The organism is Microbacterium terricola (assembly GCF_027943945.1).
GTDB lineage: Bacteria > Actinomycetota > Actinomycetes > Actinomycetales > Microbacteriaceae > Microbacterium > Microbacterium terricola.
The window spans coordinates 2,336,224-2,349,772 of record NZ_AP027141.1 but is presented as its reverse complement, the minus strand read 5'-3'; the positions used below and the strand labels follow the sequence as shown (position 1 = coordinate 2,349,772).

The 13,549-nt window shown below is 69.9% G+C and carries 12 protein-coding genes; 9 read left to right on the top strand and 3 right to left on the bottom strand.

Annotation, left to right across the window (positions count from 1 at the left end; genetic code table 11):
• The first annotated feature begins 5 nt into the window (after positions 1-5).
• The 6 genes from Microterr_RS11110 to Microterr_RS11085 are packed head-to-tail and all read left to right on the top strand — an operon-like array spanning position 6 to position 4,867.
• Complete coding sequence (locus Microterr_RS11110; RefSeq protein ID WP_263797873.1) at positions 6-1,205, top strand: hypothetical protein; 1,200 nt, start codon at positions 6-8, stop codon at positions 1,203-1,205.
• A 56-nt stretch (positions 1,206-1,261) separates the two neighbouring features.
• Entirely contained in the window at positions 1,262-2,035 is a 774-nt protein-coding gene (locus tag Microterr_RS11105) for a DUF2510 domain-containing protein (RefSeq protein ID WP_263797874.1), read from the top strand.
• A complete protein-coding gene (locus Microterr_RS11100) occupies positions 2,032-2,826 on the top strand; it encodes a sulfite exporter TauE/SafE family protein (RefSeq protein ID WP_263797875.1) in 795 nt (264 codons plus the stop codon). The genes Microterr_RS11105 and Microterr_RS11100 overlap by 4 nt, the downstream gene beginning before the upstream one ends.
• A 34-nt stretch (positions 2,827-2,860) precedes the next feature.
• Entirely contained in the window at positions 2,861-3,307 is a 447-nt protein-coding gene (locus Microterr_RS11095) for a MaoC family dehydratase N-terminal domain-containing protein (RefSeq protein WP_263797876.1), read from the top strand.
• Entirely contained in the window at positions 3,304-3,726 is a 423-nt protein-coding gene (locus Microterr_RS11090; protein WP_263797877.1) for a MaoC/PaaZ C-terminal domain-containing protein, read from the top strand. Before Microterr_RS11095 ends, Microterr_RS11090 begins: the two co-directional genes overlap by 4 nt.
• Positions 3,727-3,730: 4 nt before the next feature.
• The gene (locus Microterr_RS11085; RefSeq protein WP_263797878.1) at positions 3,731-4,867 is read left to right on the top strand and encodes a UDP-N-acetylmuramate dehydrogenase; all 1,137 of its coding nucleotides are present in this window, start codon (positions 3,731-3,733) and stop codon (positions 4,865-4,867) included.
• A gap of 6 nt (positions 4,868-4,873) precedes the next feature.
• Here the strand turns inward: Microterr_RS11085 and Microterr_RS11080 are convergent, their stop codons facing one another.
• The 3 genes from Microterr_RS11080 to aceB all read right to left on the bottom strand — a co-directional run bounded on the left by Microterr_RS11080 (position 4,874) and on the right by aceB (position 9,582).
• Entirely contained in the window at positions 4,874-6,073 is a 1,200-nt protein-coding gene (locus Microterr_RS11080; protein WP_263797879.1) for a pyridoxal phosphate-dependent aminotransferase, read from the bottom strand.
• Positions 6,074-6,285: 212 nt separating this feature from the next.
• On the bottom strand, positions 6,286-7,881 hold the full coding sequence (locus tag Microterr_RS11075) for an isocitrate lyase (protein WP_263797880.1): 1,596 nt from the start codon (positions 7,879-7,881) through the stop codon (positions 6,286-6,288).
• Positions 7,882-7,932: 51 nt separating this feature from the next.
• Positions 7,933-9,582, bottom strand: a complete 1,650-nt coding sequence (aceB, locus tag Microterr_RS11070; protein ID WP_263797882.1) for a malate synthase A — start codon at positions 9,580-9,582, stop codon at positions 7,933-7,935.
• A 126-nt stretch (positions 9,583-9,708) separates the two neighbouring features.
• Here aceB and Microterr_RS11065 point away from each other — a divergent pair, with 126 nt between their 5' ends.
• The 3 genes from Microterr_RS11065 to Microterr_RS11055 all read left to right on the top strand — a co-directional run bounded on the left by Microterr_RS11065 (position 9,709) and on the right by Microterr_RS11055 (position 13,543).
• Positions 9,709-11,187 (top strand): XRE family transcriptional regulator, encoded by a 1,479-nt coding sequence (locus Microterr_RS11065; protein ID WP_263797883.1) that lies wholly within the window; start codon positions 9,709-9,711, stop codon positions 11,185-11,187.
• A gap of 94 nt (positions 11,188-11,281) precedes the next feature.
• Positions 11,282-12,865, top strand: coding sequence for a glucoamylase family protein (locus Microterr_RS11060; protein WP_263797884.1), 1,584 nt, complete (start codon positions 11,282-11,284; stop codon positions 12,863-12,865).
• Positions 12,866-12,886: 21 nt separating this feature from the next.
• Positions 12,887-13,543, top strand: coding sequence for a TetR/AcrR family transcriptional regulator (locus Microterr_RS11055; protein ID WP_263797885.1), 657 nt, complete (start codon positions 12,887-12,889; stop codon positions 13,541-13,543).
• The last annotated feature ends 6 nt before the right edge of the window (positions 13,544-13,549 follow it).

Sequence of the window (13,549 nt, the reverse complement as noted above, 5' to 3'; positions counted from 1 at the left end):
CGACAATGAACACGCAGAGCACCACGATCGACCTGGGGCTGGCTGAGTCCGGTCTGGACAGAGGCTGCCGCGACTGCGGCCACGCGGAGGGCGGAGGCGGATGCGGGTGCCGCGACGGGTGCGGCGGCTCGTGCGGATGCGGCGACGCCACGCTCGAACGCCCGCGCTGGTTCACCGGCCAGCTGGTCGGGCCGGGTGACCTCGACGCGCTGCAGCAATGGGTGCTCGGCCGCGCGCGGCGGCACAACCGGATGGTGCACGGCTGGGGCGTCTCCTGCGGGCTCGCCGTGTCGACGGTCTCGACGCAGGGCCTGGAGCCGGTGCCCTGGTCGGTCACGGTGTCGCCGGGGTTCGCGATCTCCGGATGCGGTGACGACATCAGCATCCCGTCCGAGGTGCGGATCGACATCCGCCAGCCCCGACCCACCGGCGCGGACGTGTGCGCACCGCCGGTCGACCCGTGGTGCGCCCCGGTGCGGCAGCGCCGCGACCCCGACCGCACGTACTACCTCGCGGTCCGCTACGCCGAGGAGCAGCGGCGCCCCGTCCGCGGGTCGGCGTGCGGGTGCGGCTGCGACGACGAGCCGTGCGAGTACAGCCGCATCGCGGAGACGTACGCGCTGGCGATCCTCGACGAGCTGCCCGACTGCTACGCGGATGGCGCGCAGGGCGAGAAGGAGCCGAACCGGGCGTCCGTCGACGAGCGCTCCGGCATCCGGTGCACGCCGCTCATCCGCGAGCTCGGCACGCGCCCCTGCCCCGACTGCTGCTCGCCCTGGGTCGTCCTCGCCGATCTCACCGTCAGCTCTGCGGGTGTCGTCACGGTCGATCAGCTCGCCCATCGCCGCTTCCTCGCACAGCTCGGCGAGCTCGCCTTCACGTGCGCGCCGAGTCTCGAGCGTCCGAAGATCGGGTACACCGACGTCGAGAAGGAGTCGCTCTCGCGCCTCTTCGCAGAGAACGAGCGGGCCGTCCTCGACATCGATGTTCGCGATGCGGTGCTGACCGCCCCGGCGCTCGCGCTGCGTGGCGCCCGTGTGTCGAAGGTCGTGAAGTCGGTCCTCGGCAGTATGTCGGTCGCGGAGCTCGCGGGAGCGGATGTGGGACGTCTCCGGCAGGCTGTCGCGGCGGGCGACGGTGATCCGGACGCCGTCCAGCGGGTCGTCGAGGCCGCCCGCGTCGCCGTGCGACTCGCGCAGGGGTGACGTCGGCGTCACCGGCCGGCCCGATCCTCGTCATGCACGCGGGGTAGGGTGGCCGCATGACGACGACCCCTCCCGGCTGGTACGACGACGGGCACGGCGCGCTGCGCTGGTGGGACGGCGCGCAGTGGACCGAGCACGTTGCGGAGCCGGATGCTGCGCCCGCCCCGGCGCAGGAGGCCCCTGCCGCGCAGGCTCCGGCACCGGCCCCCGAGCAGCCGGTGTATGACCCGACCCAGGACGGGACCACCGCACTCGGGCTGCCGCCGGAGGGCTACCCCGGCGGAGGCGGCATCTTCACCGCCGCGACCGACCCGGGCGAGCGGAAGAAGTCGAAGCTCTGGATCGTGTGGGTCGTCCTCGGTGTCGTGCTGCTCGGCTTCGTCATCCTCGCGGCGGTGCTCATCCCGCTGGCGCTGCGCATGTTCGCGACCGCCGGCACTGTCGAGCCCCAAAACGAGGCCCAGACTGCCGCCGTCGCCGCGGTCACCCTGTACGACGAGGCGTGGCGCGAAGTGGACTGCGACAAGTTCGAGCAGGCGACGACGCCGGACTTCCGCGCCGAGCAGCTGCTGAACGACTGCGCCGCCTTCGAAGAGCAGGCCCAGTTCTTCGCGGACTCGATCGAGTCGTACGAAGTGACGATCACCGGAATCGACGAGGCCGGCGACTCCATCACGGTCGCGACCACCGAGAACTACGCGGCCCTCATCGATCCGGACGGCAACAAGCTCAACGAATCCCAGCCGTACGTGAACCACTACGAGTACGAGACCGTGCCGTCCGGCGACGGGTGGGCGATCGACGAGCTCGACTCCGCCGACGACGAATGAACGAGGGACTTCGGCGGCCGCTGACGGCGCGCTTCTTCGTCGCGTGCATCGTGATCGGCCTGCTGGCCGGCCTGCTCTCCGGTCTCTTCGGCGTCGGCGGCGGCACGATCATCGTGCCGATGCTGGTGCTGCTGCTCCACTTCGACCAGCGCCTCGCGGTCGGCACGTCGCTTGCTGCCATCGTCCCGACCGCCTCGGTGGGCGTGATCTCGTACGCCGTGCACGGCTCGGTCGCCTGGATCCCCGCGCTCATCCTCGCGGCCGGCGCGATCGTCGGCGCGCAGATCGGCACCTGGCTGCTCCCGCGCATCTCGCAGACCGCGCTGCGCTGGGGCTTCGTGGTCTTCATGGTCCTCGTCGTCGTGAGCCTGTTCCTGGTCGTCCCGTCCCGCGATGCGGGCATCGAGCTCACCCCGCTCTCCATCGTCGGGCTCGTCGCGCTCGGCCTGTTCACCGGGACGCTGTCCGGCCTCCTCGGCGTCGGCGGCGGCGTCGTGGTCGTGCCGGCCCTGATCATCGTGTTCGGCGCGAGCGACCTGATCGCGAAGGGCACGTCGCTGCTGATGATGATCCCGGCCGCGGTGTCCGGCACGGTCGGCAACATCCGCCGGTCGAACGTCGACCTCGTCGCCGCGGCGACGATCGGCGGTGCTGCCTGCACGACCACCGCGCTCGGCGCCTGGTTCGCGACCCTCATCGACCCCTTCGTCGGCATCGTGCTGTTCTCGATCTTCCTGCTCTTCATCGCGGGGCAGATGGCGCTGCGGGCGATCAAGGGCCGCGCCGGCTGAGAGCGGGCGAGGCCCCGCTCGGTAGACTCGTCTGGTGTCAGTGAACCCCGAGCTCGTCGGTCGCGCGTTCGCGCCGACCGCGCCGTATCTGGTCGGCCGTGAGAAGGTGCGCGAGTTCGCCCGCGCCGTCTTCGCCGACGACCCGCAGCATCTCGACCCCGCGGCGGCCCAGGCGCTCGGCTACGCCGACGTGGTCGCGCCGCCGACCTTCGCGATGGTGATCCAGGACCTCACGCTGCAGCAGCTGCTCGCCGAGCCCGACTCGGGCATCGCGCTCGAGCGCACCATCCACGCCGAGCAGCGGTTCCGCTACACGCGGCCGATCGTCGCGGGCGACGAGCTGACCGGTCAGCTCTCCATCACCGGCGTGCGGGCGATCGGCGCCGGCGCGATGGTCACGAGCGAGTCCGAGATCACCGATGCCGACGGCGCGCATGTCGTCACAGCGACGTCGATCCTGCTGATCGGAGGCGACGAGTGACCCCTTCGACGAGCTCAGGGACCGTGGTGGTGGGCGACATCGTCGCCGAGCGCAGCATCCATCTCACCCGTGAGTCGCTGGTGCGCTACGCCGGAGCGTCCGGAGACTTCAACCCCATCCACTTCCGCGACGACGTCGCCGCCCGCGTGGGTCTGCCGGGCGTCCTGGCGCACGGGATGCTGACCATGGGCCTGGCCGTCGAGACGCTCGTGCCGTGGCTCGGCGACTCCGGCCGCATCCTCGAGTACGGCGTGCGGTTCACCCGGCCCGTGGTGGTCGACGCCGAGGACGGCGCAGACCTCACGGTCGTCGCCAAGGTCGGCGCCGTCGAAGAGGGTGCCGCCCGCATCGACCTGACCGTCACCTTCGGCGAGACCACCGTGCTCGGCAAGGCGCAGGTGCGCGTGCGGGTCGACTGACAGCATGCCCGAGATCACCCCGCTGCCGCTGAAGCAGCTCACCACCCTGCGCACGGGCGCCGCTCCTGAGCGCATGATCGACGCGCACACGAGCGAGGAGCTCGTCGATGCGCTCCGCGAGGTGTGGGCCGACGGCGACGAGTGGCTGGTGCTCGGCGGCGGCTCGAACCTGCTGGTCGGAGACGACCCGTTCCCGGGCACCGTCGTGCGCGTGCTCACCCAGGGGATCGAGCGGATGCCGTCGCCCCGCGACGGCTTCGTGCGCCTCAAGGCGCAGGCAGGTCACAGCTGGGACGCCGCCGTCGCCGCCGCGGTCGCGGACGGACTCGCCGGGATCGAAGCGATGTCAGGCATCCCCGGCACGATCGGCGCGGCGCCCGTGCAGAACATCGGCGCCTACGGTCAGGAGATCGTGCAGAGCCTCGTCGAGGTCGAGCTCATCGACGCGGCCACCGGCGAGGTGTCGACCGTGCCCGCCGCGGAGCTCGGACTCGGCTTCCGCACCTCGGTGCTGAAGCACCACTACGGCTCCGTGCCCGAGCGGCCCGCCGTGATCCTCTCGGTCACGCTCGAACTCGCCGACGTCGGGCAGGGCGCCTTCGAGGTCGCCGGCGACCAGCTGCGCACCGCCCTCGGCCTCGAGCCCGGCGCGACCGTCACGCTGCAGTGGATCCGCGACCACGTGCTCGCCACCCGCGCGCGCAAGGGCATGGTTCTCGACGACGCCGACCCCGACACGTACAGCGCGGGCTCGTTCTTCCAGAACGCCATCGTCTCCGCGCAGTTCGCTCGCACCCTGCCCGACGCGTGCCCTCGGTGGCCCCTCCCCGCCGCGCCGGCGCCGACCCTCGTGATCCCGCTCGGCAGTTTCGACGGCTACATCCCGCCGCGCGAGACCTCCGTGCCGGACGTCAAGGTGAGCGCGGCCTGGCTGATCGAGCACTCCGGGCTCCGCAAGGGCTTCCGCTTCCCGCGCTCACGCGCCGGGCTGTCGACCAAGCACGCCCTGGCCCTCACGAACCGCGGCGACGCGACCGCCGAGGAGATCGCCGAGCTGGCGCGGTTCATCCAGGGGCGGGTGCAGTCCGAGTTCGGGCTGATCCTGCAGCCCGAACCCGTGCTCGTCGGCGTCGAGCTGTAGCCGCGGTCAGCGGAACAGCTGCTGCAGGCGCTGCACGCCCTCGAGCAGCTGGTCGTCCCCGAGCGCGTACGACAGGCGCAGGTAGCCGGACGGGCCGAACGCCTCACCGGGCACCACGGCGACCTCGGCCTTCTCGAGGATGAGGTCGGCGAGCTCGAGCGAAGTGGTCGGCGTGACGCCTGCCCACTCCCGGTTGAGCAGGCCGCGCACGTCGGGGTAGACGTAGAACGCCCCGAGCGGGTTCGGCACCACGACGCCGTCGATCTTCGACAGCTCGGCGACGATCAGCTGACGGCGACGGTCGAACGCCTGGCGCATCGCCTCGGCCTCGGTCTGCGGGCCGGTGAGCGCGGCCAGTGCGGCGCGCTGCGCGATGTTGTTGACGTTCGAGCTGAGGTGCGACTGCAGGTTCGCGGCGACCTTGATGGCGTCGGCCGGGCCGACCATCCAGCCCACGCGCCAGCCGGTCATGGCGTAGGTCTTGGCGACGCCGTTCACGAGGATCGTCTGGGCCGCAGCATCCGGCACCGCCTCGACGATCGACACGGCGCGGGCGCCTTCGTAGACGAGGTTCTGGTAGATCTCGTCGGAGATGATCCAGATGCCGTGCTCGACGGCCCATTCGCCGATGGCCTTGGTCTCCTCGGGGGAGTAGACCGAGCCGGTGGGGTTTGACGGCGAGACGAAGACGAGCGCGGTCGTCTTGTCGGTGCGAGCGGCCTCGAGTTGGTCGACCGTGACCTTGTAGTCCTGGTCGGCTCCGGCGAACACCTCGACGGGGATGCCGTCGGCCAGCGCGATCGCCTCGGGGTACGTGGTCCAGTAGGGTGCGGGCAGGAGCACCTCGTCGCCGGGGTTCACGACGGCCTGGAAGGCCTGGTAGACGGCCTGCTTGCCGCCGTTGGTGACAATGACCTGCGCGGGCGTGACCTCGAGGCCCGAGTCGCGCAGCGTCTTGGCGGCGATCGCCTCGCGCAGCACGGGCAGGCCGGCGGCGGGGGTGTAGCGGAAGTTCGCGGGGTCCTCGAGCGCGCGGGACGCCGCATCGACGATGAAGCTCGGCGTGGCGAAGTCCGGCTCGCCGGCGGCGTAGCTGATCACCGGGCGACCGGCGGCCTGGAGGGCTTTCGCCTTCGCGTCGACCTTGAGGGTCGCCGATTCGGCGATGGCGGCGAGTTTGCGGGAGAGCGGGGCGCGTTCTGTCACGGTTTCGAGCCTAGTCGCGTGGTCGCGTCCGTCCACTGCGTGCCGGTCATGAGGACGATCGGCGAACCGAGGACAATTCGTCGGCAGAACATCCTCGGATCGCCGATTCTCCTCGGCTCGCCGGTGTCTCGATAGACGGATGCTGCGGCGCAGACGCACGGATGCTGCGGGCCCGGGTGGGGCCCGCAGCATCCGTGCGGGGAAGGTGCGGCTCAGCCGAACTGGTTCATGGTGTTGTCCTTGCCGCCGGCCTTGAGGGCGGCGTCTCCGGCGAAGTACTCCTTGTGGTTGTCGCCGATGTCGCTGCCCGCCATGTTCTGGTGCTTGACCGTGGCGATGCCCTCGCGGATCTCGCGGCGCTGCACGCCCTTGACGTAGGCGAGCATGCCCTCGGAGCCGAAGTACCCCTTGGCCAGGTCATCCGTCGACAGCGCAGCCGTGTGGTAGGTCGGCAGGGTGATCAGGTGGTGGAAGATCCCCGCGCGAGCCGACCCGTCCTTCTGGAACGAGCGGATCTTCTCGTCGGCCAGCTGCGCGAGCTCGGTGTCGTCGTACGCGACGTTCATGAGGTCCGCGCGGTCGTAGCCCGACACGTCGGCGCCCTCGGCGAGCAGGAGGTCGTAGGCCTGCTGACGGAAGTTGAGGGTCCAGTTGAACGACGGGCTGTTGTTGTAGACGAGCTTCGCGTTCGGGATGACCTTGCGGATCTCATCGACCATCCCGGCGATCTGCTCGACGTGCGGCTTTTCGGTCTCGATCCAGAGCAGGTCGGCGCCGTTGCGCAGCGACGTGATGCAGTCCAGCACGCAGCGCTCCTCGCCCGTCCCGGAGCGGAACTGGTACAGGTTGCTCGCGAGGCGCTTGGGGCGCAGCATCCTGCCTTCCCGGCGGAGGATCACGTCGCCGTCGCTGAGGTCGTCCGCGTCGATCGCGTCGACGTCGAGGAACGCGTTGTACTGGTCGCCCAGGTCGCCGGCGGTGTGCGAGACCGCGAGCTTCTGGGTGAGACCTGCGCCGAGCGAGTCGGTCCGTGCGACGATCACGCCGTTGTCGATGCCCAGCTCGAGGAACGCGTAGCGGACCGCGTTGAGCTTCGCGATGAAGTCGTCGTGCGGAACCGTGACTTTGCCGTCCTGGTGGCCGCACTGCTTCTCATCCGAGACCTGGTTCTCGATCTGGATGGCGCATGCGCCGGCCTCGATCATCTTCTTCGCCAGCAGGTACGTCGCCTCGGGGTTGCCGAAGCCGGCGTCGATGTCGGCGATGATCGGCACCACGTGGGTCTCGTAGGTGTCGATCTGCGACTGGATGAACTCGACGGCCGTGTCGTCGCCGGCGGCACGCGCGCCGTCGAGCCTCGTGAAGAGCAGGTCGAGCTCGCGGGCGTCGGCCTGACGGAGGAAGGTGTACAGCTCCTCGATCAGCGCCGGAACCGAGGTCTTCTCGTGCATCGACTGGTCGGGCAGCGGGCCGAACTCGGAGCGGAGCGCGGCCACCATCCAGCCGGACAGGTAGAGGTAGCGCTTGTTCGTGCTCTTGAGGTGCTTCTTGATCGAGATGAGCTTCTGCTGCCCGATGAAGCCGTGCCAGACCCCGAGGGACTGGGTGTACACCGACGAATCGGCGTCGTACTCGGCCATGTCGCGGCGCATGATGTCCGCCGTGTACTGCGCGATCTCCAGCCCCGTCTTGAAGCGGTTCTGTGCTCGCATCCTCGCGACGTACTCGGGGTTGATGGCGTCCCAGCTGGAGCCCTGCTGCTGCTTCAGGGCCTCGATGGACTCGATGTCGGTCTGATAGGTGGTCATGTCGTCTCTTTCATGTGGTGAGGTCGGATGGCGCGGCGGGCCGCGGTGGGGTCACTCGCCCTCGACGAGGTACTTCGCGTAGGCGGGCACGGTCAGGAACATCGGGAACTCCTCGCCGAGCGCGACCTCTCGGAACACGGCCGCGGCATCGTCGAAGCGGTCGGCGACTGCCCCGGGGGTCGACTCGGGACGGTCGACCTCGGCGAGCACGCGCTCGATCAGCCCCTCGATGTACTCGTGGGTGATGTGCGTGCCGTCGTCGGTGATGCGGTCCTGGTGGATCCACTGCCACACCTGGCTGCGGCTGATCTCGGCGGTGGCGGCATCCTCCATGAGGTTGTCGATGGCCACGGCGCCGAGGCCGCGCAGCCACGCCTCGATGTAGCGGATGGCGACCGACACGTTGCCGTACACGCCCTCCGCGGTGATCGGCAGCCCGATGTGCACGTCGAGCAGGTCCTCCGCCCGGACCGACACCTCGGGGCGCAGGCGGTCGATCTGATTCGGGCGGTCGCCCAGCACCGCGTCGAACTCCGCGCGCGCCACCGGGATCAGGTCGGGGTGGGCGACCCAGGTGCCGTCGAAGCCGTCGCCCGCCTCGCGCTTCTTGTCGGCGGCGACCTTCTCGAACGCGTGCGCGGTCACCTCGGGGTCGCGGCGGTTCGGGATGAACGCGCTCATGCCGCCGATCGCGAAGGCACCGCGCTGGTGGCACGTCTTGACCAGCAGCTCGGTGTACGCCCGCATGAACGGCACCGTCATGGTCACCTGGCTGCGGTCGGGCAGGACGAAGCGGGCGCCGCGACCGCGGTAGTTCTTGATCATCGAGAAGATGTAGTCCCAGCGGCCGGCATTCAGCCCCGCGACGTGGTCGCGCAGCTCGAACAGGATCTCCTCCATCTCGAACGCCGCAGGCAGCGTCTCGATGAGCACCGTCGCGCGGATCGTGCCGTGGGGGATGCCGATGTACTCCTCGCTGAAGGTGAACACGTCGTCCCACAGCTTCGCCTCTTCGCTCGACTCGATCTTGGCGAGGTAGAAGTAGGGGCCGCGGCCGTTCGCGATGAGCTGCGTCGCGTTGTGGAAGAAGTACAGGCCGAAGTCGACCAGGGACCCGGAGGCGTCCATCGCCCTGCCGGCACGGTCGGTGAAGCGGATGTGCTTCTCGACGAGGTGCCAGCCGCGGGGCCGCATGACGATCGTCGGCGTCTGCTCGGCGGTGACCTCGTAGGTCTTGCCCTCCGGGCTGGTGAAGCGCAGCTCGCCGCGGATCGCGTCGCGCAGCGAGAGCTGGCCCTCGATGACGTTCCTCCAGGTGGGGCTCGTAGCGTCCTCCTGGTCGGCGAGCCAGACCTTGGCACCCGAGTTGAGGGCGTTGATCGTCATCTTCGGGTCGGTCGGACCGGTGATCTCGACACGGCGGTCCTCGAGGCCGGGGCCGGCTCCGGCGACCTTCCAGTCGGCGTCCTCACGGATGTGGCGGGTGTCGTCGCGGAACTGCGGGTCGTGGCCGTTGCCGATCTCGAACCGGCGGCGCATCCGGTCGGCGAGCCGGTCGTGGCGGCGCGAGGCGAACCGGTGGTGCAGCTCCGCGAGGAACGCCGTCGCCTCGGTGGTGAGGATCTCGTCGTAGCGTTCGCGGACCGGGCCCGTGACCTCGATCATGCGGGTGGGTGCGATGCCCGTGGCGGGAGGTGTCATGGCCGTGCCTTTCCTGTTGGCGGTGCGGGAGGTCGTGTCACCACTCTGAGAGAAGTTCACGGCCCGGTCTGGCCAAATCGGGCGTGAAGTTTCGGCAGAATTCTCGTTTCGTGACAGAATCGCCGCATGACGATGACGACGTCCCGCGGCCCGGTCGCCGAACTGCCCGACGATGAAGAGGTGGACTCCCTCACGATCGGCCGACGCATCCGTCAGCTCCGCTCCGAGCGCGGCATGACCCTCGACGAGCTGGCCGCGGCGGTCGGACGCGTGCCGAGCCAGCTGTCGATGATCGAGAACGGCAAGCGCGAAGCGAAGCTGACCCTGCTGCAGGCGATCGCTCGGGCGATCGGCACCACCCTCGACGCCCTGCTCGAGTCGGAGCCGCTCGACGAGCGGGCGCAGCTGGAGATCCAGCTCGAGCGGGCGATGAAGGGGCCGACGTTCCAGGCGCTCGGCATCGAGCCGTTCCGGATCGCCAAGACCGTGCCGACCGACGCCCTCAAGACCATGCTCGCCCTGCAGGCCGAGATCGACCGCCTCCGCGACGAGCGTGCTGCCACCCCGGAGGAGGCGCGCCGCGCGAACGTGGCGCTGCGGCGGCTCATGCGCACGCAGAGCAACTACTTCGCCGACCTCGAGGCCCAGGCCGGCCGCATCCTCGAGGCCGTCGACCACCCGGGCGGCCCGCTCACGCAGCGCACAGCATCCGACATCGCCGCGCATCTCGGCTTCACGCTGCACTACGTGCCCGACCTGCCGCAGACCACGCGCAGCGTCGCAGACATCAAGAACGGGCGGCTGTACCTGTCGAGCCGGCTGACGGCGAAGGGCGACCCGCGCACCGCCGTGCTGCAGGCGCTGTCGAGCCGGATCCTCGGCCACCGCGAGCCGACCTCCTACGCGGAGTTCCTGCGGCAGCGCGTCGAGACGAACTATCTGACCGGCGCGCTGCTCATCCCCGAGGCGCACGCGGTGCCGTTCCTGCAGGACGCGAAGAAGGACCGTGCGATCTCGATCGAAGACCTCCGCGACGCCTACTCGGTCTCGTACGAGACGGCCGCGCACCGGTTCACGAACCTCGCGAGCGTGCACCTGGGCATCCCCGTGCATTTCCTCAAGGTGCACGAGTCGGGCACGATCACGAAGGCGTACGAGAACGACGACGTGAACTTCCCGACCGACCGGCTCGGCTCGATCGAGGGCCAGATGTGCTGCCGGAAGTGGACGTCGCGGGTCGTCTTCGACGTCGACGACCACTTCAACCCGTACTACCAGTACACCGACACCGGCAACGGCACCTACTGGTGCACCGCCCGGGTGGAGGCGTCGAGCGAGGGCGCCCACTCGGTCTCGGTCGGCGTGCGATTCGACGACACCAAGTGGTTCCTCGGACGCGACACCCCGAACCGGGGCGTGTCCAAGCACTCGGTCGAGGTCTGCTGCCGCCGGGCCCCGGCCGACCTCGAGACGGCGTGGCGCGAGAACTCGTGGCCGAACGTGCGCACCCCGCGGACCCTGCTCGCGACCCTGCCCACCGGATCGTTCCCCGGCGTCGACACGACCGACGTCTACGAGTTCCTCGAGGCCCACGCCCCGCGCTGAGCCCGCCCCGCGCCAGGGGTTGCGCAAATACCTTATATGCGTAAGGTTTTAGAGGACGGCTCCGCGGGAGCTGCTTTCGATGAGGAGAGCGACCATGAGACGACGCACGCGCGTGACGATCACGGCAATGGTGACAGCAGCGCTGATCGCGACAGCGACCCCCGCGATGGCGGATGCTGTCGCCACCGGCACGGGCAGCGGCCACGGCCACAGCGGCGACAGGGCCACCCTGCAGCGCTACGCCGCAGACACCTGGGCATCGCTCGACGCGATGACCGACCCCGACACCGGGCTCGCCGCCGACAACATCGAGGGCGATCTGTCGAGCCCCGCCGCCTACACCTCGCCGACCAACATCGGCGGATACCTCTGGTCGACGGTGACCGCGCGCGACCTCGGGCTGATCGACCGGCGCGACGCGCGTGACCGCATCCGCACGACCCTCCACACCCTGACCACGCTCGAGCGCAACGACGCGAGCGGGATGTTCTACAACTGGTACGACCCGGCGACGGGGGAGAAGCTCACCACCTGGCCCGACTCCGGCGACCCGGTGGAGCCGTTCCTGTCGACAGTCGACAACGGGTGGCTGGCAGCATCCCTCCGCATCGTCGCCGAGGCCGAACCGCGACTGGCGAAGCAGGCGAGAGCGCTGTACGCGTCGATGGACTTCGGGGCGTTCTTCAACCCGGCCGGCGCCCCCGGTCTCCCGGCCGGCACCAACCGCGGCGGCTTCTGGGACGACGAGCCGAGCGGCTGCAGCGTCGCGGAGCCGATGTACAACGGCTCGGGCGAGACGGCGTACTACACCTGCCACCACTACGACACGACGGTCAGCGAGAGCCGGATCGCCACCTATCTCGGCATCGCCAACGGCCAGATCCCGGCGACCGCGCTGTACGGCACCCACCGCACGATGCCCCCCGGCTGCGACTGGGCCTGGCAGGAGCAGCTCCCCTCCGGCACGACCCGCACATACCGCGGCTTCGACGTCTGGGAGGGCGTGTATGCCTACGACGGCATGTCGTTCGTGCCGAGCTGGGGCGGGAGCATGTTCGAGTCGCTGATGCCGGATCTGCTCGTACCCGAGACGAAGTGGGGCGCGAAGTCGTGGCGGCTCAACCACCCGATCACCGTCGCCGTGCAGGAGCAGCACGCTGAAGACGCCGGCTACGGATACTGGGGCTTCTCGCCCGCGTCGAACCCCTTCGGCGGCTACTCGGAGTACGGCGTCGACCTCGCCGGCATGCGATCGGACGGCTACATGTCCGATGTCGAGAAGACCGACGTCGACATCGACCGCCCCGGCTGCACGGTCGGCACGAACCCCGACCCCGAGTTCGGCGACGGCGTGGTGACGCCGCACGCGAGCTTCCTGGCGCTGCCGTACGACCGCAAGGGCGTGATGGCGAACCTCGCCGGGATCGAGGACGAGCTCGGCGCGTACGGGCCCGGCGGGTTCTACGACGCCGTCGCGGTGCACAGCGGCACGATCGCCGAGCGCTACCTGTCGCTCGACCAGTCCATGATCATGGCTGCCATCGGCAACGAGCTCACCGGGGATACGCTGAAGTCGTACTTCGTCGACCGCGAGATGGAGAAGCGTCTCCGCCCCGCGATGCGACTGCAGGACTTCAGCTCGTCGTGGGGACGGGCATCGCATCACGGTCGTGACTGACCCCCACCGAGAGGGAAGCGCATGAGCGCCGACGAGCCCCTTTCCGGCGAGGCCGCGCCGGCCGTCGTGCCGGCGGATGCTGCCGCCCCGCGCGTGGTGCGCGGCCCCCGTGGCAGCTACGCGAAAGGCCAGGCGCGGCGTCAGCAGATCGTGGACGAGGCGCTGCTGGTGTTCGCCCGCACCGGGTTCCACAGCGGGTCGCTGCGCGAGATCGCCAAGCGCGTGGGGCTCACCCCCGCCGGGCTCATGCACCACTTCGCCGACAAGGAGGAGCTCTTCGTCGAGGTCGTCCGCCAGCGCGACGAGAAGGTGCGCACCGCGGCGGGCGACCCCGCGGAGCACACCCTGATCGAGCAGGCCGAAAAGGTCGTCGCGTACAACCAGAGCACGCGCGGCCTCACGTCGCTGTACGCGATCGTGTCGGCCGAGGCTACGGACTCCGAGCACCCCTCGCACCCGGCGTTCGCGGAGCGCTACCGCGACACGGCGGTGCGCTCGGCCGAGCTGCTGCGGGCGGGTCAGGAGGCGGGCGAGATCCGCGCCGACCTCGATCCCGAGCATGCGGCGCGTCTCATCAGCGCGGTGATGGACGGTATCCAGCTGCAGTGGCTGCTCGACGACGACGTCGACATGGTCGCGCTGTTCGACGAGTTCGTCACCCGCTACCTGCGCCCCTGAGCCGGG